Below are 21144 nucleotides of genomic sequence, written 5' to 3' on the forward strand. Positions count from 1 at the left end.
GGTCTCGCGGCCGATGCGGATCACCCGGCCGTGGACCCGGCGCAGGTAGGCGAGCAGTTTGCGGATGGACCAGCGGGTGAAGGGCTGGCCGAGCCGGGTCGGGCGGGTGGTGGCCGTCTGGACGACGAAGTCCTCGTCGTCAGGACTGAGATGGCGGGGACGGCCTCCCGCCCACCGAGGGTCCAGGCAGGCCAGGCCGATCGCGTTGAACCGGTGGATCACGTCCCGCACGGTGTCCTCGTCCGCCTGCACCAGCTGGGCGATCACCGGGACCCGGTTGCCGCCGGCCGACGCCAGCAGCATCATCGCCCGCCGGTAGCGCACCGTGCTCGTGCTGCCCCGCCGCACGATCCGCTGTAACTGCTGACCTTCCTGCTCCGTGAGTCTGCGAACCCTGACCGGCTCCGCCACTGGGCCCCCTTCCGAGCTGAACGTCTCACGACATCCAACCGGCATACGGCCCTCCGGCGCCAACCCGGCGAACCTATGCGGTCACAGCACTAGCGGACGGGGCTGAGCCCCAGCCCGGCGCCCGGTGCGGCGGCCGTGCGGACCGCCACCGACCCGGCCGGGGCGCTCAACCGCAACCAGCCACCGGCCCGGTGCACGGTCAGCGGGGCGCCCGGCGTCAGGAACCCGATCACGTAGGCCGCGTGCGCGGCGCGCAGCGGCAGCTCGGGCAGCGCGCTCACCGGCCGGGACCAGATCTCGTCGGCCAGCCCGTCCAGCACCGTGCGGGTCCGGTGGTGCGCCGGAACGGACTCGCTGCGCTCGCGGAACTCCCGTACGCCGGCCATCAGTTCCGGGTACACCCGGTCGGCCGGCGGCTCGCCGAGCAGCTGCCAGCCGGTGCGCGGCGGCAGCAGGCCGGCCCAGGCCGGGCCGGTGACGGCGGCGGGCAGGGTGACGGTGTTCGCCCGGTCGTCCAGGCCGTCCAGCAGCTGTCCCGCCGAGACGGTCCGGTCGGCCGGCTCGGCGGATCCGGACAGCCGCGCGGTGCGGATCGCCAGCGCGCCCGAACCGCCCAGCGGCAGCCGCCCGAACACCGCCAGCACGCCGTCCCCGGCCGGCCTCGCCACCACCTGCAACCGCACCGCCGCCGCCTTGTCGAAGCGCAGCAGCCTGACCAGGAAGGCGGCCAGGTCGGCGGCCTCCCCGGCGTCGGCGAGGGCGAGGGGGGCGGTACCGGTCAAGGCGGGGTCAGCTCGCATCCGTGTGTGAGTGGTCGGTGGACGGGCCCGGCGGGCCGCAGCCGCAGCCGCACGGCCGGGACAGCCCGGGACGGCCCGGGGCGCCAGGGGCCTAGGCGGCCGCGCCGACCGGCTGCTCGTCCAGGCTGCGGTCGTCCGTGTACCGGCTCAGGAACTCCCGCTCCACCGCGCTGATCCGGCGCGGCCGGCCCTCGGCCAGGTCGTAGGGGACGACCACGGTGGACGCCCGGACGTAGACCGTCTCGGTGCCGTCCTCGGCGGTGTCCTTGATCTCGTACGCGACGGTCAGCGAGGCGCCGCCGATCTTGGTCACCCAGGTCTCGATGGTGACCGGCTCCGGCCGGTGGACCAGCGGCCGCTTGTAGTCGATCTCGTGGCGCGCGACCACCGAACCGCCCGCGAACTCCCCGGCGCCGGCCGCGGCGGCCTGGGTGAACATGAAGTCGATCCGGGCCTCCTCCAGGTAGCGCAGGAAGACCACGTTGTTGACGTGCCCGAAGGCGTCCATGTCGGACCAACGCAGCGGGCAGGCGTAGATGTGGCGTGCCACGGGTGTTCTCCTCGACGTCCGGTGACCCGCCGCGCGGGGGTGGCGGCGGGCCGCGGCCCGGCAGGCCGCCCCGGAGGGCAGTCTGCCGGGCCGTTGCGACAGCTGGGTGTCAGCCGCGGGTCAGCTTCTTGTAGGTGGCCCGGTGCGGGCGGGCGGCGTCGGCGCCCAGCCGCTCGATCTTGTTCTTCTCGTACGACTCGAAGTTGCCCTCGAACCAGAACCACTTGCTCTCGCCCTCGTAGGCGAGGATGTGGGTGGCCACCCGGTCCAGGAACCAGCGGTCGTGCGAGATGACCACGGCGCAGCCGGGGAACTCCAGCAGCGCGTTCTCCAGCGAGGAGAGGGTCTCGACGTCGAGGTCGTTGGTGGGCTCGTCGAGGAGCAGCAGGTTGCCGCCCTGCTTGAGGGTGAGCGCGAGGTTCAGGCGGTTGCGCTCACCGCCGGAGAGCACGCCGGCCGGCTTCTGCTGGTCCGGGCCCTTGAAGCCGAACGCCGAGACGTAGGCGCGGGACGGCATCTCGACCTGGCCGACGTTGATCCAGTCCAGACCGTCGGAGACGACCTCCCAGAGGGTCTTCTTCGGGTCGATGTTGGCCCGGGACTGGTCGACGTAGCTGATCTTGACCGTCTCGCCGACCTTGACCTTGCCGGAGTCCGGGGTCTCCAGGTCCTGGAGCATCTTGAACAGCGTGGTCTTGCCGGCGCCGTTGGGGCCGATCACGCCGACGATGCCGTTGCGCGGCAGGGTGAAGCTGAGGTCCTCGATGAGGACCTTCTCGCCGAAGGCCTTGTTGAGGTTCTCGACCTCGATGACGACGCTGCCCAGACGCGGGCCCGGCGGGATCTGGATCTCCTCGAAGTCCAGCTTCCGCATCTTGTCGGCCTCGGCCGCCATCTCCTCGTAACGGGCCAGACGCGCCTTGGACTTGGCCTGGCGGCCCTTGGCGTTGGAGCGGACCCACTCCAGCTCTTCCTTGAGCCGCTTGGCGCGCTTGGCGTCCTTCTGGCCCTCGACCTTGAGACGGGACTGCTTCGTCTCCAGGTAGGTGGAGTAGTTGCCCTCGTACGGGTAGGCGCGGCCGCGGTCGAGCTCCAGGATCCACTGGGCGACGTTGTCCAGGAAGTACCGGTCGTGGGTGACCGCGACGACGGTGCCCTTGTACTTCTCCAGGTGCTGCTCCAGCCAGTTCACCGACTCGGCGTCCAGGTGGTTGGTGGGCTCGTCGAGCAGCAGCAGGTCGGGGGCCTCCAGCAGCAGCTTGCAGAGCGCGACGCGACGGCGCTCACCGCCGGAGAGCTTGGTGACCGGCCAGTCGCCGGGCGGGCAGCCCAGGGCGTCCATGGCCTGCTCCAGCTGGGCGTCCAGGTCCCAGGCCTCGGCGTGGTCCAGCTCCTCCTGGAGCTTGCCCATCTCGTCGAGCAGGGCGTCCGAGTAGTCGGTGGCCATCAGCTCGGCGATCTCGTTGAAGCGGTCGAGCTTGCCCTTGATCTCCTTGACGCCGTCCTCGACGTTCTCCAGGACGGTCTTGGACTCGTCGAGCGGCGGCTCCTGGAGCAGCATGCCGACGGTGAAACCGGGCGAGAGGAAGGCGTCGCCGTTGGAGGGCTGCTCCAGGCCGGCCATCATCTTCAGCACGGTGGACTTACCGGCACCGTTGGGGCCCACGACGCCGATCTTCGCTCCGGGGAGGAAGCTGAGCGTCACGTCGTCAAGGATGACCTTGTCTCCGTGCGCCTTGCGCACCTTGCGCATCGTGTAGATGTATTCCGCCACGTGAGATCGCTCCGGCGTCGTCGGGAGTATTCGGCTTGCAGCGTTCCATTGTGCCGCACCCGGCCCCGAGCCCCGAACCGCCCGCCTTGCCCCACCGGGGTATCCGGCTCCCGCCCGACCTGCCGGACAGGACCGGATGTGGCCGGACGTGGCCGGGCGATGGGTGGACGACGGGTCGACGACGGGCGGACGCAGCCCCGAACGCTGCCCGGACGCTGCCCAGACGCTGCCGGAGCATGACTCGGCCCGGCTCCCCGCAGCTGGTGCGGGGAGCCGGGCCGGGTCGGGTCGGGCTCCCGGGCGCCTCACGTCCTCAGTGCTTCAGGACCTCGGTGCGCCCGGTACCTCCGGTGACGCGGCGCCTCAGGCGGCGCTGCCACCGTGGCGGCCGCGACGGCGCAGGACGAAGACCGCGGCGCCGCCGGCCACGACCAGACCACCGGCGACGGCGGCGATGATCGGGGTGGCGTCGTTACCACCGGTCTGGGCCAGACCGGTGGTGCCGGGGGCCGGGCTGGTGCCGGCCGGGACCGGGTGCGCAGCGGTGGTGGTGGCGGAGGCCGACGGGGTGCCGGTGGGGGACTTGCTCGCGGTGGCCGTGGGGGTGCCGGTCGGCGTGGTCCCGGTGGAGACCTTGCAGTCCAGGATGCCCTTGAACTCCTTGCTGAAGTTGTTCGGGCCGGTCACCTTGATGTCGTAGGCGGCGTCCTCCGCGACCGGGACGACGAGGCTCTCGACCTTGCCGGGCTGGACGGTGACCGTCTTGCCCGGGGTCACGGTGACGGTGCCCGCCTCGTCGCCGTTGTTGGCGACGGAGACGCGCACGCCGTTGGCGTCGCACTCGACCTGGGCGACGCTGTCGACCAGCGCGCCCTTGCCCTGCTTCCAGGCGGCCTTGGCGGAGTCGGTGACGCTGAGCTTGGTGGAGCCGGCCAGGATCATGGTCTGGCTGTGCTTCGCCGGGGTGTAGCCCTTGCTCAGGAAGACCCGGCCGCTGGGCACGACGGTGTCGGCGTCGGCGGTCACGGTGGCGGCGCCGTCCGGGGTGCCGGCCGGCACGTCCAGGAACAGCTGGGTGTCCTTGGCGACCGGGCCGGTCAGGCCGGTGACCGGCTTGCCGTCCTTGTCCACCAGCTTCACCTTGTCCTTGGCGTCACCGGAGACCGAGAGCTTCACCTCGGAGGCGCTGGAGTTGACGGTGAACGGGCCGAGCTTGTTGCCGGGCTTGCCCGACACCGAGTCCGGGGTGAGGCTCAGCGAGGGCTTGGGCTCGGCGGCGATGCCCTTGTTGGCGTCGCTGACCAGGTAGTCCCGCAGCTGCTTCGCCTGCGGGTCGGTCGGGACGGCGTTCTTGCCGTCGGAGAAGTTCCAGATCGCGGCCTGGGTGCCGGCGGCGGCGTCCTGCTCGGTGAGGTCGCCCTTGACGCCGGCCGCGTCGGCCAGCTTCTTGAGGTCCTTCACCTGCGGGTAGGAGTTCTCCAGGATCCAGCGGATCTTGGCCGCGGCCGGAGCCTTGTCCTTGCCGCCGAGCGAGCTCGACTTCCAGTCCGACTCCTGGTACTCGACACCGTCGTTGGTGTTCACCGGGTGGCCGAAGTCGATGCAGTACGTCTGGATCTCGCCGTTGGCCGTCTTCAGGGTGAAGAGACCACCCTGGACACCCTGGCCGTCGACGATGACCTCCTCGCTCACCATCTTGGACTGCAGCACTGCCGAGACGCCCGCACCGGGTGCGTCGGCCGCGACCGCCGCACCGGCCGCGAGCAGACTCCCGCCCAGCACCAGGCTGGTCGTGAGCATGACAGTGGTTATGCGCGGAAGACTCCGCCCCTGCTTCTGGAACATCTGGGATCCCTCCGGGGCCGGGCCGCTCCGATGGGCGGCCCGCCTTGCATTGCCGCGCCCCCTGTGGCGCTGCTTCACGTGTGTGAACCAGACGAATCCTATTGAGCCCCAGAGGCGCGCAAACCCCCATGCGAAATCAGGACGATTCCGTATCTGGATCGTTATCAATCCTCCCAGCATCCTCACAAACTGACGATCAGCCAGAAAGACCGGAACTTTCTGTTATCCGATCCGGATTGCGCGTGCGGACGCAACCACCTTCTCGATCAACATATTTGTCGACAGTTGAGATCGTCGCCCGGTCAGATCAGCGGCACCTGCCCTTCATCTCCACGCTCCCCCTCGTCCACCTCCTCCCCCGCCACCGCGGGCGCCGGGACACCCCCGGCCGGCACCAGCGCGGAGGCCTTCCGCGCCTGCAGTGCGTCCGCGATCCACCCGGGCACGGCCTCGCCCACGCCCTCGTCCGCAGCTCCCGGAGGGTCACCCCGCACCCCCGCCGCCCACTTGAAGACGGCGGTGCCACGGCTGAGATCGTGCCCGACCGACCTGGCGTCGATCTCGACCCGGCTGCGCCTGGCCGTCCCGTCCGTCCACTCACGCACCCTCAGCCGACCGCTCACCACCACCGGATCGCCCTTCGCCAGCGAGCCGATCAGGTGACCCGCCAGCGCCCGCCAGGCCGTCACCGTCACCCACTGCGTCTCGCCGTCCACCCACCCCTCCTTCTGCCGGTCGTACCGCCGCTCCGTCGACGCCAGCCGGAAGTTCGCCACCGGGACACCACCGGCCGTCTGCGTGTAGCTCACCTCGGTCGCGACATTGCCGATGACCGTCACCTGGGTCTCGTTCACAGAACACGCTCCGTTCTCTCCGGTGCACCGTACGGAATCGACCGGCGCGAGTTGAGAGTGCTCTTCCCGAGAAATCCGCACCAGTGAGATCGGAAATCCTGTGGACAACTCGGCCCTGTGGAAAACCGGCGTCACTCACAGGGGTGAATTTCAGCCTTCCGGTGCTCCTTCGCCCCCAAGTTCTGCGCGGCCATGACAACAAACGACCCGCTTCCCGCCCCGCCCGGACACCCCCAAGGGTGGCCCGAACGGCCGTCCGCGCACGTCATCCGACCGAACGAACCCGAATACGGCCCCCCACCCGCGGTGACGGCGGCGCATTCTCCGTGTCGAATCCATAACGGGTGGGGCGGCAGCCCCGTAACGACTGCACAACGTCCGGCCCCGAAGACCGCCAGACCGCTGCGCGTACGGCCTTCACCTGCGATTATCGGACCGCTCCACCGGGGCCGACACACCAGCGACGGTGTTGTTACACCCGACCGAGGAACTGGACACCCTTATCCTGTCCCCGACAGGGCAAGGGCCCCAACCCCCAACCCCCACCCTCAGGTACGGGGCCGGACAGCGGACGCCACCTGCGTTCGTCGCCCGATCCCGGCAACGGTCACGCCCACCAGGGCCGCCCGTCCCGCCCCCATAGCTCAGCGGATAGAGCACCCGCCTTCTAAGCGGTAGGTCGCAGGTTCGAATCCTGCTGGGGGCGCCCGAATTCCCGCAGGCCAGAACCCCGGCGGGGCCCATACCCGGGCCGGCCGGCGGGAAGCCGACGGGAAGCCCGCGGGAACCCGCCCCGAAAAGCCCGCACACCGAACGCGCATAACCCGTGACCATGCGTGGCAATGGCGCTCCCGGAAACGACCCCGCGCGAAACACCGGCCCCACCCGGCCGAAGGCGCCGGACGAGTCGGCCCCGAACGGAACCCGCCGGCGAATCGGCCGCCCCGGCTCGCGCACCCGGCCCGGCACGCACCCGCCCGCCGCGGCGGCCACCGGGCCGCCCGGCCCGCGCCCGCTGTCCGGGGCACCCGGCGTCAGACCTGCAGACCCGCCAGGTACGCGTCGAGCAACTCCTCCTGCCGGGCGGGCGGGAACTCCGCCGGCGCGAACAGGACCTGCACCACCAACCCCAGCACGAAGGCCTGCGCCCCCGCCGCGAGCTGCGCCGCGGACACCCCGTCCAGCAGCTCGCCGAGCCGCTGCGCCTCCGCGACGTGCTCGGTCAGCACGTCCCGCGACCGGGCGTACCGCGCCGCGTGCGCGGCCGCCAGCTCCGGATCGGCCAGCGCGACGTCCCAGGAGCCCACCCAGATCCGGTTGCCGGCGGTGGCCGGCGCGTCCAGCGGGAGGATGTCGAGCAGGGCCGCCCGCAGCCGGGGCAGTCCGGCGGGCGGCGGCGGGCTGCCGTCGGCGGGCGCGGTCCGGCGCGGGCGGGCGAGCGAGCGCCGGTCCAGCTCCTCCAGCGCATGGGCCACCAGAGCCCGCTTGTTGGGGAAGTAGTGCGTCAACAGGCCGGTGGAGGCGCCCATCTCGGCGGCCACCGCACGCAGCGTCAGCCCCTCGAAGCCGCGCGCGGAGAGCACGCGCCAGACCGCCTCGGAGACTTCCTGGCGGCGGGCGTCATGGTCTCCACGGGCCGGCGTCATGGGGGCTATCGTACATACCAAACGTTTGTTATGTATGTAGGGACCACCCAGCCATCCACCGCTCGAAAGGCCCGTCATGTTCGCCATCCCGCTCGCCGACAACGCCGAGCTGCGCCCGCTGGAACCGTGGCAGGCCGCTGAGTTCCTCGCCAACATGGACCGCGCCCGCGAGCACATGAGCCCGTGGATCACCTGGGCCGACCGCTCCACCGACCTCGAGTCCGCCCGCGCCACCCTGCAGGGCTACGCCGACCGGCAGGCCGCCGACAGCGGCCGGCTCTACGGGATCTGGCTGGACGGCACGCTGGTCGGCGGCACGATGTTCGTGTCCTTCAGCGCCGCCACCGGCGTCGCCGAGATCGGGGTCTGGACCGAGCCCGCCGGCGAGGGCCGGGGCCTGGTCGCCGCCGCCGTCCGCCACCTGATCGACTACGCCTTCAGGACGCGCGGCCTGCACCGGATCGAGTGGCACACCACCCCGGCCAACCTCCGCAGCCGGTCGCTCGCCCAGCGGCTCGGTCTGACGCTGGACGGCACGCTGCGGGAGACCTACAAGCTCAACGGCGTCTACCACGACTCGGAGATCTGGTCGATCCTCGCCCACGAGTGGAAGCCCTCCGCCTGACCGGCCCCGCTCGCCCCGGTCCGACCCGACCCGACCGACCGGACCGACCGGACCGGCCGACCGCCCGACCGCCCGACCGCCCGACCGCCCGACCGCCCAACGCGAAGGGCCCGGTGGACCGAAGTCCACCGGGCCCCGCGCCGACCGGCCCCCCGACCGGCCGGGCTCAGGCGGCGAGCGCCCGCTCCGCCACACCCGGCCGACCCACCGGCCGCGGCAGCCGCAGCGCCAACACCGTGACCAGGGCCATCACCCCGGCCGCCGCCAGGAAGACCACGTCCACCGCGTCGACGAAGCTCCCCACCGCGTGCACCCGGGCCGCGCCGGCCAGCCGGCCCACCGCACCCAGCGGGGTGCCGGGCTCGCCGCTCTCGAAGACCCGGGCCAGCAGGGTGCCGAAGAGCGCCGCACCCAGCGCGCTGCCGAGCGTCTGGAAGAACCGGATGCCGGTGGTGGCGACGCCCAACCGGTGGGCCGGAGCCGCGTCCTGCACGACGCTGATGAGCTGGCCGATCAGCTGGCCGAGGCCGACGCCGAGCAGCACCAGCTCGGCGCGCACCAGCCACAGCGAGGTGTCCGGGCCGCTCAGTCCGAGCAGCAGCAGGGCGACGGTGGCGCAGGCCCCGCCGGCGGCCAGGATCGTCCGGGTCTGCACGCCCCGTGCGGTGATCCGGTTGACCACCATGCCGATCGCCGTCATGCCGATCGCCATCGGGAGCAGGTAGAGGCTGGCCGAGGTCGCGGCGACGCCCCGGGCGACCTGCAGGTAGAGCATCACGTACATGATCGCGCCCATCAGGCCCATCCCGACCAGGCCCTGCACCGCGAAACCGATCCGGATCTCCGGGATGCGGAAGAGCGACAGCGGCAGCACCGGCTCCTCGGCCGTGGCCTGGCGCCAGAGGAAGAGGGCGAGCGAGGCCAGGGTGAGGACGATCAGCGCGAGGATCTCCGGCGAGGTCCAGGCGTAGTCCTTGCCGCCCCACTCGGTGACCAGCAGCAGCGACGTGGCGAACGCGGCGGCGAGCGTGGCGCCGAGGAAGTCCAGGCCGCGGCTGCCGGCGTTCTTCGGGAGCTTGAGCAGCACGGCGGAGCCGACCATGACGATCAGCCCGAGCGGCAGGTTGACGTAGAAGATCCAGCGCCAGTTGAGGTGGTCGGCGAGCAGCGCGCCGATCAGCGGGCCGAGGGCCATGCCCGCGCCGCCGACGATGCCGCCCATGCCGCCCCCGCCGCCGTTCTTCTCCTCCTCCGGGTCCTTGAGCTGGGCCATCACCACCATGGTCACGCTCATCAGCCCGCCGCCGCCGATGCCCTGCACGGCCCGGAAGGCGATCAGCTGCTCCATCGACTGCGCGGCGCCGCAGAGCGCCGAGCCGGCCAGGAAGGCGCCGACCGCCCCGAGCAGCACCCGCTTCGCGCCGTAGACGTCGCAGAGCTTGCCGTAGAGCGGCAGCAGCGCGGTGGCGGCCAGGGCGAACGCGCTGACCAGCCAGGGCAGCCGGTCGACGCCGTGGACGGGGTCGAGGTCCCGGACGATCGGCACGGTGGCCGCCGAGACGATGTTCATGTCGAGCACGGCCAGGATGATGGTGATCAAGCAGAGCAGCATGCCCAGCTTGCGCTGAGGCTCCGTCATCAGAGCTGCTGCCGGCGCGGTGGCGGCCATCGGAAGTCCCCCCGGAGGTAGCGGAATTCGGGCGATCGGACACGGATCGTGCGGCGGTGGAGCCGTACCGCGGGGGTGCGGCTCGGTGGCACGGCTCCAACCATGACAGGCTTTTTTGACTCGGTCAATTCTTCATCCTGACCAATCTTCCGACCTGGTACATATTTCTACCGAGCACAGATGCGTGCCCGGTACATGTTTGGGCCTGGTACAGTCAGGCCATGGCGAAGAGCAGCGAGATCACCACCGGCGCCGCCGAGGACGGACTGAGCCTGCGCGAGCGCAAGAAGCGCCAGACCGCCATCCGGATCTGGCGCAGTGCGGTCACCCTCTTCGCCGAGCGGGGCTTCGACGAGGTGTCGGTCGCCGAGATCGCCGCCGCCGCCGAGGTCTCGAAGATGACCGTCTTCAACTACTTCCCGTCCAAGGAAGACCTGGTCATGGCGCCGATGGAGCAGCACACCGGGGAGCCCGCCCAGGTGGTGCGCGACCGCGCCCCCGGCACCTCGGCGCTGGCCGCGCTGCGGGAGCAGTTCCTGACGGCGCTGGCCGCGTTCGACCCGGCGACCGGCCTCAACGACGACCCGATGACGATCGCCGTGGTCCGGCTGATCCACCGGACGCCGGTGCTGGCCCTGCGCGCGTCCACCTCGTTCACCTACACCACGAGCCAGCTGCTGGCCGCCGAGCTGCTCGCCCAGGACCCGGCCGGCGACCGGCTGCTCAGCCAGGTCGTCGCCTCCCAACTGCTCGGCGTCCGGGTGGCGTTGACCTCCGAGAACCAGCGCCGGATGCTGGCCGGCGAGCGGGCCGCCGAGGTGCTGCCGGAGGCGATCGAGAACGCCCGCCGCGCGTTCGCCCTGGTCGAGCACGGCCTCGGCGACTACGGCGCCCGCCCCGCCTGACCGGCCCGCCCGACCCGGTCCGCCCCCGACCCGGCCCGCCCGCCGGACCCGGTCCGCCCCGGACCCGGTCCGCCCCCGACCCGGCCCGCCCGCCCGACCCGGGCCGAGCGGGCCGCCCGGCCCGCCGCCGGTCGGCGACCCCGCCGCCGCCCCCGCCACCCCGCCTGAGAGAGTGTCCGCACCACGATCTCCGGAGGTGCGCATGGACCAGCAGCTGCTCACGCGGGACCGCTCGCCGCTGCCCACGAACGTCGACGGCCTGCGCGCCTACGTCGGTGAGGACGGCGTCGCCGTCCTGCAGTTCGCCCGCCCGCACCGGCGCAACGCCATCACCCTGGCGATCTGGCAGGCGCTTCCCAAGGTCCTGTTCCGGATCGCCGAGGAGCCCGGCGTCCGCGCCCTGCTGGTCACCGGCGCGGACGGCACCTTCAGCGCGGGTGCGGACATCGAGGAGCTGTCCGAGGTCTACGCCGACCCCGACCGCGCCGACGCGTACCACGCCGTCAACGTCGCCGCCGAGGAGGCGCTGGCGGAGTTCCCGCACCCGACGATCGCGGTGGTGCACGGCGCCTGCGTCGGCGGCGGCTGCCAGCTGGCCGTCGCCTGCGACCTGCGGTTCGTGGCGGACGACGCGCGGATGGGCATCACCCCGGCCAAGCTCGGCGTGGTCTACCCGGCCGTCCCGACCCTGCGGCTGGCGCGGCTGGTGGGCCCCTCCCGGGCCAAGTTCCTGCTGTTCTCCGGCGAGTTGCTGAAGGGCCTGCGCAACTCCGCGATCGGTCTCGCCGACCGGGTCCTGCCCGCCGGCGAACTGGACGCGAACGCCCTGGAGTTCGCCCGGCTGCTGACCCGGCGCTCGCCGCAGACGATCGGCGCGGTCAAGGCCGCGCTGGGCGTCCCGCCGGAGGAGGCCGCCGAGGCGCTGCGGCCGTGGGAACTGCGCTCCCGGGAGGCCCCGGACGTCCGCGAGGGCCTCGCCGCGTTCCTGGAGGGCCGCCAGCCCCGGTTCTGACCCCCGCTCCGGTTCGCCCCGGGTACCGGCCCGCTCGCACCCGGCCCACTCCGCTCGCGCCCGGCCTCGCCCACGGACCGTCGTCGCGGACCATTACGATCATCGGACCGCAGAATCAGCCGAACCGCCAGGAGCACCACCGCGATGACCGCGCCGACGAGCACCACCCCCTGGGCCCGCCGGGTCACCGACGGCGTCGAGCCGAAGAACGTCATCATCGCGGTGCTGCCGCTGCTCGGCGTCCTGCGCTACGGCTGGCGGGGGCTCGGCTGGGCGGTGTTCGCGGCGCTGTTCGCCGCCGTGATCCCGACCCTGTTCATCCGGCGCGGCATGCGCAAGGGCACGGTGGAGGACCGGCACGTCGGCCACCGGCAGCGCCGCCTCACGGTGCTCCCCTTCATCATGGGGTCGGTGCTGACCAGCTTCGCGGTGATGCTCGGGCTGGACGCCCCGGCCGACCTGACCGCGATGGTGCTGGCGATGTTCGCCTCGCTGGTGCCGATCCTGGTGATCACCGTTTGGTGGAAGATCTCCATCCACACCGCCGTGGCGAGCGGCGCCGTGGTCTGCCTGGCGATCGCGCTCGGCCCGTGGTGGCTGCTGCTCCACCCGCTGGTCGCGGTGATCGGCTGGTCCCGGGTGGTGCTGCGGGACCACACCACCGCGCAGACGATCGTCGGCGCGGTGGTGGGCGCGCTCACCGCCGGACTCACTTTCTGGGCCGCCCGGTAGGGCCGTCAGCGGATCGGCATCCCCGAGATCGCCCGGGCGATGACCAGCCGCTGGATCTCGCTGGTGCCCTCGAAGATCGAGTAGATCGCGCTGTCCCGGTGCATCCGCTCCACCGGGTACTCCCGGGTGAAGCCGTTGCCGCCGAGGATCTGCATCGCCTGCGCGGTCACCCACTTGGCGGTCTCGCCCGCGTAGAGCTTGGACATCGAGCCCTCGGCCGAGGTGAACGGCTGGTTGTTGGCCGCCATCCAGGACGCCCGCCAGACCAGCAGCCGGGCCGCGTCGATCCGGGTCTTCATGTCGGCCAGTTGGAACGCCACGCCCTGGTTGTCGATGATCGGCCGGCCGAACTGCACCCGGGTCCTCGCGTAGTCGAGCGCCACCTCGTACGCGGCCCGGGCGATGCCGATCGCCTGCGCGCCGACGGCGGGCCGGGACGCCTCGAAGGTGGCCATCGCGGCGTTCCTGCCGCCCCCGCTCCGGACGCCCTCGCGGGCCCGGGCCAGCCGCTCGTCCAGCTTCTCCTTGCCGCCGAGCAGGCAGTGGCCGGGCACCCGGACGGAGTCCAGCACCACCTCGGCGGTGTGCGAGGCGCGGATGCCGTGCTTCTTGAACTTCTGCCCCTGGGACAGGCCGGGGGTGCCCGGCGGCACCACGAAGGAGGCATGCCCGCGCGCCCCGAGCGCCGGGTCGACGGTGGCGACCACCACGTGGACGGCGGCGATCCCGCCGTTGGTGGCCCAGGTCTTGGTGCCGTTCAGCACCCACTCGTCCTTGGCCTCGTCGTAGACGGCCCGGGTGCGCAGCGCGGAGACGTCGGAGCCGGCGTCCGGCTCGGAGGAGCAGAAGGCGGCCACCTTGACGTCGTCCGGGGTGCCGAACATCTGCGGCGCCCAGGTGCCGATCTGCTCGTCGGTGCCGTTGGCGAGCACCGCGACGGCGGCGAGCGTCGTCCCGACGATGGAGAGGCCGATGCCGGCGTCGCCCCAGAACAGCTCCTCCATGGCGATCGGGATGCCGACGCCGGACGGGTCGAAGTACTGCTGGGCGTAGAAGTCGAGGGAGTAGATGCCGAGTTTGGCGGCCTCCTGGATGACCGGCCAGGGGGTCTCCTCGCGCTCGTCCCACTCGGCCGCGGCGGGGCGCATGACGTCGGCGGCGAAGCCGTGCAGCCAGTCGCGTACGGCGAGCTGGTCCGCGCCCGGGTCCAGCGAGAACGTGCTCATGATCCAACCTCCGATGCAGGGGCGGCCGCGGAAAAGCGTGACCACACCGGGTGTTACCCCGGGTAACATCGAGGGAGTCTGCTACTGATTGGTAACCGATGTCAACGCCCAGCACCAGGAGCAGCACATGTCCGCAGAGCCCCGCCGCGAGCAACTGCTCAACGCCGCCGACCGGGTCATCCAGCGCGACGGCCCGGGCGCCAGCATGAACGCCATCGCCGCCGAGGCCGGGATCACCAAGCCGATCCTGTACCGCCACTTCGGCGACCGGAACGGCCTGATCCGGGCGTTGACCGAACGTCACACCAGCGGCCTGCTGGCCGCCGTGCGGGCCGCGCTCAACGAGCCGCTGGAGCGCCGCGACCGGGTCGAGCACGTGCTGGACACCTACCTGGCCGGGATCGAGGCCCGCCCGCAGGTCTACCGGCTGCTCACCCACCCCGAGCCGGGCGACCCGACCGGCGTCGGGCACGCGCTCGCCCCGGCGCTGCGGCAGATCGCGGAGGAGATCACCCGGGCTGTCGACAGCCAGGTCGACCTCGGCGCCGACCGCGAACTCCTCGCCGAGGCCTGGGGCCGCGGCATCACCGGCATGGTGCTGGCGGCCGGCGACTGGTGGCTGGAGTCCAGACCGTGCTCGCGGACCCGGATGGTCCAGGCGCTCGCCGACCTGCTGTGGGGCCGGCTCGCGGCCGCCGGAGAAATGCCGGCCGCGATCCTGCCCGCCCCGGCCGCCGAACCCGGGACCGGAGCGGACCCGGCCACCTGAACCCCGGCCGCCCGGCCCCGCCGGCCGATCCCGGCGACCGGACCGCCACCCCGTACCGCCGCGCCGAGGTACCGCACCGCCGCGTGCCGAGGTGCCGCACCGCCGCGCCCTACCGCCGTGCGGCGTACGGCAGTTGGATCGCCCCCGGACTCTTGTGCGGTACACGGCAGGCCGGGCATCATCGGGCCCCACCCCCAGCCCGCGAGGCTCCGCCCGCGAGAACCTGCGAGGTCCGATGCGCCCGCGCCGCACCGCCGTTGCCCTCCTGCTCGCCGCCACCACCGCCCTCACCGCACCGCTCGCCGCCACCCCGGCCGAGGCCCGGCCCGCGTCGTTCCGGCCCGCGTCGTTCCAGCCGGCGTCGTCCTGGACCGGGCCGCCCCGGGCCGCGTTCCCCACCGGGACGGCCACCGACCCGGACGGCCGGACCAGCCTGACCGACGCCGCCGGCCGCCGGCTCCAACTGCGCGGCTTCAACCTCGACAAGTACGCCGAGGCCACCGAGCAGGACGTCAGGTCCCTGGCCGGGCAGGGCTTCACCCTGATCCGGGTGGCCGTCTCCTGGACCAGGCTGGAGCCCGTACGCGGCCGGCTCGACCCGGCCGAGCTGGCCCGCCTGCACCGGCTGCTCGGCTGGGCCGACCGGTACGGCGTGCTGGCCCTGGTCGACTTCCACCAGGACGTCTACGGGCCGAAGTTCGGCGGCGGCGACCGCGGCATCCCGCTGTGGGCCACCCGCGACGACGGCCTGCCCTTCGAGAGCGACCCGGACGACTGGTTCGCCGGCTACTTCCAGCCCGCCGTCCAGGCCGCCTTCCGGCACCTCTACGACGACGCCGACCTGCGCGCCTGGCAGGCCGACTTCTACACCCGGCTCGCCCGCGAACTGCGCGGCCACCGCTCACTGTTGGGCTACGACCTGTTCAACGAGCCGTTCGGCCCGGTGGACGGCGACCCGACCGACCCGGCCGTGCTCGCCGCCGCCTCCGCCGCCCTCGAACAGGGCAGGCTCGCCGACATGTACCGCCGGCTGATCGCCGCCGTGCGCCGGGCCGACACCCGGGCCTGGCTGTTCGTCGAGCCGACCGTCCTGGTCGGCCAGGGCGTGCCCACCCGGCTCCCCGGCTTCACCGACCCGCGCCCCGGCGGCGCCCGGCTCGGCTACGCGCCGCACTTCTACGACACCGCCGTCGAGGGCGGCGCCGACTGGGACCCGTCCGGCGGCTTCGTCGAGCAGTACACCGCGGCGATCACCGGGTACCCGGCCGCCCACCGGCTGCCGGTCCTGGTCGGCGAGTGGGGCCCGCCGGACTCCCGCAGGCCCGGCAACACCCAGCTGGTCCGCCGGCAGGTGGCGGCGATGGACGGCTTCGCCGCCGGCTGGACGATGTGGTACTGGTGCCGGGGCAACGGCGGCTACTGCGCGCTCGACCCGGCCGGCCGCCCGGCGCCCGGCGACGAGCCGGTCTTCGGCCCGTACCCGACCGCGCTCGCCGGGACGGCCCCGAGCACCACCGCGACGGCCGCCGGCCACACCGTCCGGTGGACCGCCGACGGCACCGGCCGCGCCACCGAACTCGCCCTGCCCGCCGCCGCGTTCCCCACCGGCGTGCGGATCACCGTCACCCCGGCCGACGCCCGGGTGGACGTCGACCAGCCGGCCGGCGACCGGGCCGGCACCGCCCGGGTCCGCCTCCCGCACACCCGCCCGGGCACCCCGGTCACCGTCACCCTCACGCCGCGCTGAAACCCGCGTGGTCCGCCCCCCGCCGGCGGGGGCGGACCACCGGATCCGCGCTACGCCAGGCCGCGCCGCGCCAGCAGCGGCCCGGTCCGCGGGTCGCGCCCGACCACCGCGCGGAAGGAGTCCAGCGCGTCCCGGCTGTCCCCGCGCGACAGCAGCTCGCGGCGGAACAGCTCGCCGCTCTCCCGCACGCTCCGCCCGTTGTTCCCGAACCACTCCACCGTGTCGGCGTCCAGCACCTCCGACCAGATGTAGGCGTAGTAGCCCGCGCTGTAGCCGCCGGAGAAGATGTGCGAGAAGTACGCCGTCCGGTAGCGCGGCGGGATCGCGGCCACCGCCAGCCCCGCCTTGGCCAGCGCCGCCGCCTCGAACTCCTCGGCGTCCGCGATCTCCTGGCCCGCCGGCACGGTGTGCCAGGCCCAGTCCAGCAGCGTCGCCGCCAGGTACTCGACGGTCCGGAAGCCCTGTCCGAAGGCCTCCGCCGCGGCCATCCGCTCGACCAGCACGGCCGGCAGCGGCTCACCCGTCACGTGGTGCCTGGCGTAGTTGGCCAGCACCTCCGGCCGGACCATCCACATCTCGTTGACCTGCGAGGGGAACTCGACGAAGTCCCGCGGGACCGCCGGGCCCGCGAAGTACGGGTAGCGGACGTCCGAGAAGAGCCCGTGCAGCGCGTGCCCGAACTCGTGGAACAGCGTGCGCACCTCGTCCCAGGAGAGCAGCACCGGCTCGCCGGCCGCCGGCCGGGCCACGTTCAGGTTGTTCATCACCACCGGCCGGTGCCCCAGCAACCGCGACTGGGTGACCAGTTCGTCCATCCAGGCCCCGCCGCGCTTGGACTCCCGGGCGTGGAAGTCGCCGAGGAAGAGCCCGAGCGGACTGCCGTCCTCCTCGAACACCTCGAAGACCCGCACGTCCGGGTGGTAGGCGACGAGGTCCGGCCGCTCGGTGAAGGTCACCCCGTACGCCAGGTTGGCGGCGAAGAAGACGCCGTCCCGCAGCACCCGCTCCAGTTCGAGGTACGGGCGCAGCGCCGCGGCGTCCACCTGGTACGAGGCCTGGCGGACCTGCTCCGAGTAGTACGCCCAGTCGTGCGCGGCGATCTCCTCGATCCCGTCGGCGGCCGCGAGCTTCGCCAGTTCCGCGGCCTCGCGCCGGGCGTTGGCCACCGCCGGCGGCACCAGCCGGGACAGCAGGCCGTCCACCGCCTCGACGCTGCCCGCCGTCTCGTCCGCCACCACGTAGGCGGCGTGCGTGTCGTAGCCGAGCAGCCGGGCCCGCTCGGCGCGCAGCGCGGCCATCCGGATCGCCAGCGGGCCGTTGGTGTCGGCCGCGCGGGCCAGCGAGGCCGCCAGCAGCCGCTCGCGCACCGAGCGGTCGGTGAGGGAGGCCAGCTCGGTCTGGTTGGAGAAGTTCTTCAGGCTGATCACGTACTTGCCGTCGTGGCCGAGCGTCCGGCCGTTCTCGGCGGCGGCGGCGATCGCGTCCGGCGACAGCCCGGCCAGCTCCTCGGCCGAGTCCAGCACCAGCGCGCGGGCCTTCGAGTCGGCCGACACGTTCTGCCGGAAGGTCGCGGCGGCGGTGGCCAGTTCCGCGTTCAGCTCGCGCAGCCGCTGCTGCTCGGCGGCGCCCAGCCGGGCACCGGCCCGGACGAAGGCGGTGTGCCGGCGCTCCAGCAGCCGCAGCGACTCCGGGTCCAGGCCCAGCTCGGCACGGCGGCCGTGCAGCTCCTCGATCCGGGCGAACAGCGCGGCGTCCAGCTGGATCGCGTCCCGGTGCGCCGCCAGCCGCGGGCTGATCTCGGCGTCCACCCGGTCCACCAGCGGCGTGGTGTCCGCGGCGGACTGGTTGTCGAAGACCGCCCGAACCCGCCGCAGCAGCGCGCCGGAGCGCTCCAGCGCGATCAGCGTGTTGTCGAAGGTCGGCGGCTCCGGATCGGCCGTGATCGCGGCGATCTCGGCGAGCTGCTCGGCCATCCCGCGCTCGAAGGCGGGCAGGTAGTGCTCTTCCCGGATCTCGGCGAAAGGCGGCAGTTCGTAGACCAGGGTGCTGGGCTTGAAGAACGGGTTCTCGGTCACTTCGCGAACCCTACGCCGTGTCACCGGCGCTGCCTACGGTCCGTCCCGGGCGGCGGCGCACCGCCCGGGCCCCGGCGCACGACAGGGCGCACACTGCGGGGTGCGCGCCGGGACGCCACGGGCGGCCCGCCACCGGGGCACCTCGGCCACCGCCCGGCGCCCGCGCCGGGGCCGCGTTGTCGTACCCACCGGTTACGGTCGAGGTCCCAGCCCGTCCGCCCGAGAGGAGGAGCCCCCGTGGCACCCCGGATCGCCCTCGTCCCCGACCCGCACGGCCCGGGCGGCCGGCTCCAGCCCCTCGACGACGCCGGCACCCCGCTCGGCCCGCCCACCACCGCCCCGGACCTCGCCCGCGCCGTCGCCGCCGCCGAGCGGGAGGGCGCCGTGCGCTGGGTCTGGGCCGCCGCCGACAGCGCCTACGCCCCGCTCCTCCCCCGGCTGCCCGACCGGCTCGCCCGCTGCCACGACCTGCGGCTGGTCGAGGCGCTGCTGCTGGCCCACGAGGGCCGGTTCGGCGCGCCCCGCTCGCTCGGCGCCGCCTGGGCCCGGCTGCGCGGCCTGCCCGTCCCGGCCGACCTGCCCGAGCCCGGCTCCGCCGAGTCCGACGACGGCCAGGACGGCCTGTTCGCCCCCGACCGCCTGCAGCTGCCGCCCGGCGCCGACCCGCTGGCCGCCGTGGTCGCCGTCCACGCCGAGCAGCAGCGCCGGCTCGCCGCGATCGCCGACCCGGCCGCGCGCTCCCGGTTCCGGCTGCTGGCCGCCGCGGAGTCGGCCGGCGCCCTGGTCGCCGCCGAGATGGCGCACGACGGCCTGCCCTGGCGCGCCGACGTCCACGACCGGCTGCTCACCGAGCTGCTCGGCCCCCGCCCGACCGTCCCCGGGAGCCGGCCCAAGCTGCTCGCCGAGCTGTCCGCCAAGCTCCAGCAGGCCCTCGGCGGCCGCCCGTTCAACCCCGACTCGCACAGCCAGGTGCTGCGCGCCTTCGCCGAGCGCGGCATCCAACTCGGCTCCACCCGGTCCTGGGAGCTGAAGGCGGTGGACCACCCGGCCGCCCGGCTGCTGGTCCGCTACAAGGAGCTCTCCCGGATCCACGCCGCGCACGGCTGGGCCTGGCAGGACGCCTGGGCCCGCGGCGGCCGGTTCCGGCCCGAGTACGTGGTCGGCGGCGTGGTCTCCGGCCGCTGGGCCAGCCGTGGCGGCGGTGCCCTGCAGATCCCGCGCATCCTGCGCCGGGCCGTGGTCGCCGACCCGGGCTGGCTGCTGGTCGTCGCCGACGCCGCCCAGTTGGAGCCGCGCGTCCTCGCCGCCCTCTCCCAGGACGCCGGCCTGGCCCGCACCGCCGCCGGCGGCGACCTGTACGAGGCGCTCGCCGCCTCCGCCTTCCAGGGCGACCGCGACAAGGCCAAGCTCGGCCTGCTCGGCGCCATGTACGGCCAGACCAGCGGCGACATCGGCCCGCTGCTCGCCACCCTGCGCCGCCGCTACCCGGCCGCGATGGGCTACGTCGAGGCGGCCGCCCGCACCGGCGAGGACGGCGGCGTGGTCGTCTCCCGGCTCGGCCGGGTCTGCCCGCCGCCCTCCGCCGACTGGCTCGACCTCACCGAGTCCCCGGAGACCGCGGGGGACGCCGGCGGCCGCTCGGCCCGCGCCCGCGGCCGGTTCACCCGCAACTTCGTGATCCAGGCCAGCGCCGCCGACTGGGCGCTCGCCCTGCTCGCCGCGCTGCGCCGCCGGCTGAACGAGCTGCCGGTGGCCGGGCCGGCCGAACGGCCGCACCTGGTGTTCTTCCAGCACGACGAGGTGATGGTGCACACCCCGGCCAACCTCGCCGACGAGGTGGCCGGCGCCGTCACCGCCGCCGCCGACGAGGCCCGGCTGCTGGTGTTCGGGGACACCCCGGTCCGCTTCCCGCTCAGCACCGCGATCGTGGACTGCTACGCCGACGCCAAGTAGCCCCGGCGGCTCCGCCCGGCGCTTCCGGCCGCCCAGCGCTTCCGGCCGCCCAGCGCTTCCGACCTGCCAGCGCTTCCGGCCCTCAGAGCTTGCGGAAGGCCCGCGCCTCCTCGGCCGCCGCGACCACCTCGGCCAGCGCCGCGCCGGTCGAGGCGGTCACCGCCGCGGAGACGGCCCCCTCCACGAACGGCGCGTCCACCAGCACCACGCCCGGCCGCGGCTCGTCCTCCAGGACCGTGACGGCGGTCAGCACCGAACTGCCGAGGTCCGGCAGCACCACCACGCCCGCCCCGCCGTCCGCCTCCGCGACGGCCCGCGCGATCAGGTCGTAGCTGGTGCCGAGCCCGCCCTCCTCCGTCCCGGCCGCCACCACCACCCGCACCGCGTCCGAGGCGAGTTCCGCCAGGAGCTCCCGCAGCCCGGCGGCCAGCTGCGCGCTGTGCGAGACCAGGACGATGCCCACGTAGTCGCTCATACCGCCGACCCTACGGCCCGCCCGCTGCTCCGCAAGGGTGACACCCCCCGCGCCCCGAGCCACGCCCCCACCTACC

Annotated in this window: 18 protein-coding genes and 1 tRNA gene; 8 read left to right on the forward strand and 11 right to left on the reverse strand. The window is 73.5% G+C overall.

The annotated features are described in order from the left end of the window. The 6 genes from ACFVHB_RS36235 to ACFVHB_RS36260 all read right to left on the reverse strand — a co-directional run. Window positions 1–411, reverse strand: a 411-nt coding sequence (locus ACFVHB_RS36235) for a transposase (RefSeq protein ID WP_380331000.1), incomplete at its 3' end; no start/stop codon positions are given. Window positions 412–500: 89 nt separating this feature from the next. After that, entirely contained in the window at window positions 501–1211 is a 711-nt protein-coding gene (locus tag ACFVHB_RS36240; protein WP_380331003.1) for a hypothetical protein, read from the reverse strand. Between the two features lie 91 nt (window positions 1212–1302). Then, window positions 1303–1761 (reverse strand): acyl-CoA thioesterase, encoded by a 459-nt coding sequence (locus ACFVHB_RS36245; protein ID WP_380331005.1) that lies wholly within the window; start codon window positions 1759–1761, stop codon window positions 1303–1305. Between the two features lie 109 nt (window positions 1762–1870). Next, complete coding sequence (ettA, locus tag ACFVHB_RS36250; protein WP_380331008.1) at window positions 1871–3535, reverse strand: energy-dependent translational throttle protein EttA; 1665 nt, start codon at window positions 3533–3535, stop codon at window positions 1871–1873. Between the two features lie 363 nt (window positions 3536–3898). Then, window positions 3899–5335, reverse strand: a complete 1437-nt coding sequence (locus ACFVHB_RS36255; protein WP_380331011.1) for a Cys-Gln thioester bond-forming surface protein — start codon at window positions 5333–5335, stop codon at window positions 3899–3901. Window positions 5336–5682: 347 nt separating this feature from the next. Next, window positions 5683–6234, reverse strand: a complete 552-nt coding sequence (locus tag ACFVHB_RS36260) for a single-stranded DNA-binding protein (protein WP_380331014.1) — start codon at window positions 6232–6234, stop codon at window positions 5683–5685. A 633-nt stretch (window positions 6235–6867) separates the two neighbouring features. On the opposite strand from ACFVHB_RS36260, the gene ACFVHB_RS36265 reads away from it, so the two are divergent. Further along, window positions 6868–6940: transfer RNA gene (locus ACFVHB_RS36265), tRNA-Arg, on the forward strand. Window positions 6941–7268: 328 nt separating this feature from the next. On the opposite strand, the gene ACFVHB_RS36270 is transcribed toward ACFVHB_RS36265, so the two are convergent. After that, window positions 7269–7880 (reverse strand): TetR/AcrR family transcriptional regulator, encoded by a 612-nt coding sequence (locus tag ACFVHB_RS36270; protein WP_380331017.1) that lies wholly within the window; start codon window positions 7878–7880, stop codon window positions 7269–7271. Window positions 7881–7956: 76 nt separating this feature from the next. Here ACFVHB_RS36270 and ACFVHB_RS36275 point away from each other — a divergent pair, with 76 nt between their 5' ends. Then, window positions 7957–8505: a GNAT family N-acetyltransferase gene (locus tag ACFVHB_RS36275; protein WP_380331020.1), complete on the forward strand. Its 549-nt coding sequence runs from the start codon at window positions 7957–7959 to the stop codon at window positions 8503–8505. 166 nt (window positions 8506–8671) lie between these two features. Here ACFVHB_RS36275 and ACFVHB_RS36280 read toward each other — a convergent pair whose 3' ends face one another. Further along, entirely contained in the window at window positions 8672–10144 is a 1473-nt protein-coding gene (locus ACFVHB_RS36280) for an MFS transporter (protein WP_380331023.1), read from the reverse strand. A gap of 251 nt (window positions 10145–10395) precedes the next feature. On the opposite strand from ACFVHB_RS36280, the gene ACFVHB_RS36285 reads away from it, so the two are divergent. The 3 genes from ACFVHB_RS36285 to ACFVHB_RS36295 all read left to right on the forward strand — a co-directional run bounded on the left by ACFVHB_RS36285 (window position 10396) and on the right by ACFVHB_RS36295 (window position 12823). Beyond that, window positions 10396–11079 carry a TetR/AcrR family transcriptional regulator gene (locus ACFVHB_RS36285; protein WP_380331026.1) on the forward strand — a complete coding sequence of 228 codons (684 nt, stop codon included), beginning with the start codon at window positions 10396–10398 and terminating at the stop codon, window positions 11077–11079. Window positions 11080–11281: 202 nt separating this feature from the next. Further along, window positions 11282–12091, forward strand: coding sequence for an enoyl-CoA hydratase/isomerase family protein (locus ACFVHB_RS36290; protein WP_380331029.1), 810 nt, complete (start codon window positions 11282–11284; stop codon window positions 12089–12091). 144 nt (window positions 12092–12235) lie between these two features. Then, window positions 12236–12823: a hypothetical protein gene (locus ACFVHB_RS36295; RefSeq protein WP_380331032.1), complete on the forward strand. Its 588-nt coding sequence runs from the start codon at window positions 12236–12238 to the stop codon at window positions 12821–12823. 5 nt (window positions 12824–12828) lie between these two features. Here the strand turns inward: ACFVHB_RS36295 and ACFVHB_RS36300 are convergent, their stop codons facing one another. Beyond that, window positions 12829–14049: an acyl-CoA dehydrogenase family protein gene (locus ACFVHB_RS36300; protein WP_380331035.1), complete on the reverse strand. Its 1221-nt coding sequence runs from the start codon at window positions 14047–14049 to the stop codon at window positions 12829–12831. A gap of 127 nt (window positions 14050–14176) precedes the next feature. On the opposite strand from ACFVHB_RS36300, the gene ACFVHB_RS36305 reads away from it, so the two are divergent. Continuing rightward, window positions 14177–14818: a TetR family transcriptional regulator gene (locus tag ACFVHB_RS36305; protein ID WP_380331038.1), complete on the forward strand. Its 642-nt coding sequence runs from the start codon at window positions 14177–14179 to the stop codon at window positions 14816–14818. Between the two features lie 235 nt (window positions 14819–15053). Beyond that, window positions 15054–16565, forward strand: a complete 1512-nt coding sequence (locus ACFVHB_RS36310; protein WP_380331041.1) for a cellulase family glycosylhydrolase — start codon at window positions 15054–15056, stop codon at window positions 16563–16565. A gap of 50 nt (window positions 16566–16615) precedes the next feature. Here ACFVHB_RS36310 and ACFVHB_RS36315 read toward each other — a convergent pair whose 3' ends face one another. Then, window positions 16616–18640: a M3 family metallopeptidase gene (locus ACFVHB_RS36315; RefSeq protein WP_380331044.1), complete on the reverse strand. Its 2025-nt coding sequence runs from the start codon at window positions 18638–18640 to the stop codon at window positions 16616–16618. A gap of 237 nt (window positions 18641–18877) precedes the next feature. Between ACFVHB_RS36315 and ACFVHB_RS36320 the strand changes: the two genes are divergently transcribed. Beyond that, window positions 18878–20593: a bifunctional 3'-5' exonuclease/DNA polymerase gene (locus ACFVHB_RS36320; protein WP_380331047.1), complete on the forward strand. Its 1716-nt coding sequence runs from the start codon at window positions 18878–18880 to the stop codon at window positions 20591–20593. Between the two features lie 82 nt (window positions 20594–20675). Here the strand turns inward: ACFVHB_RS36320 and dhaM are convergent, their stop codons facing one another. Further along, window positions 20676–21068, reverse strand: coding sequence for a dihydroxyacetone kinase phosphoryl donor subunit DhaM (gene dhaM, locus ACFVHB_RS36325; RefSeq protein WP_380331050.1), 393 nt, complete (start codon window positions 21066–21068; stop codon window positions 20676–20678). Window positions 21069–21144: the final 76 nt, after the last annotated feature.

Source organism: Kitasatospora sp. NPDC127111 (assembly GCF_042677465.1).
Lineage (GTDB): Bacteria > Actinomycetota > Actinomycetes > Streptomycetales > Streptomycetaceae > Kitasatospora.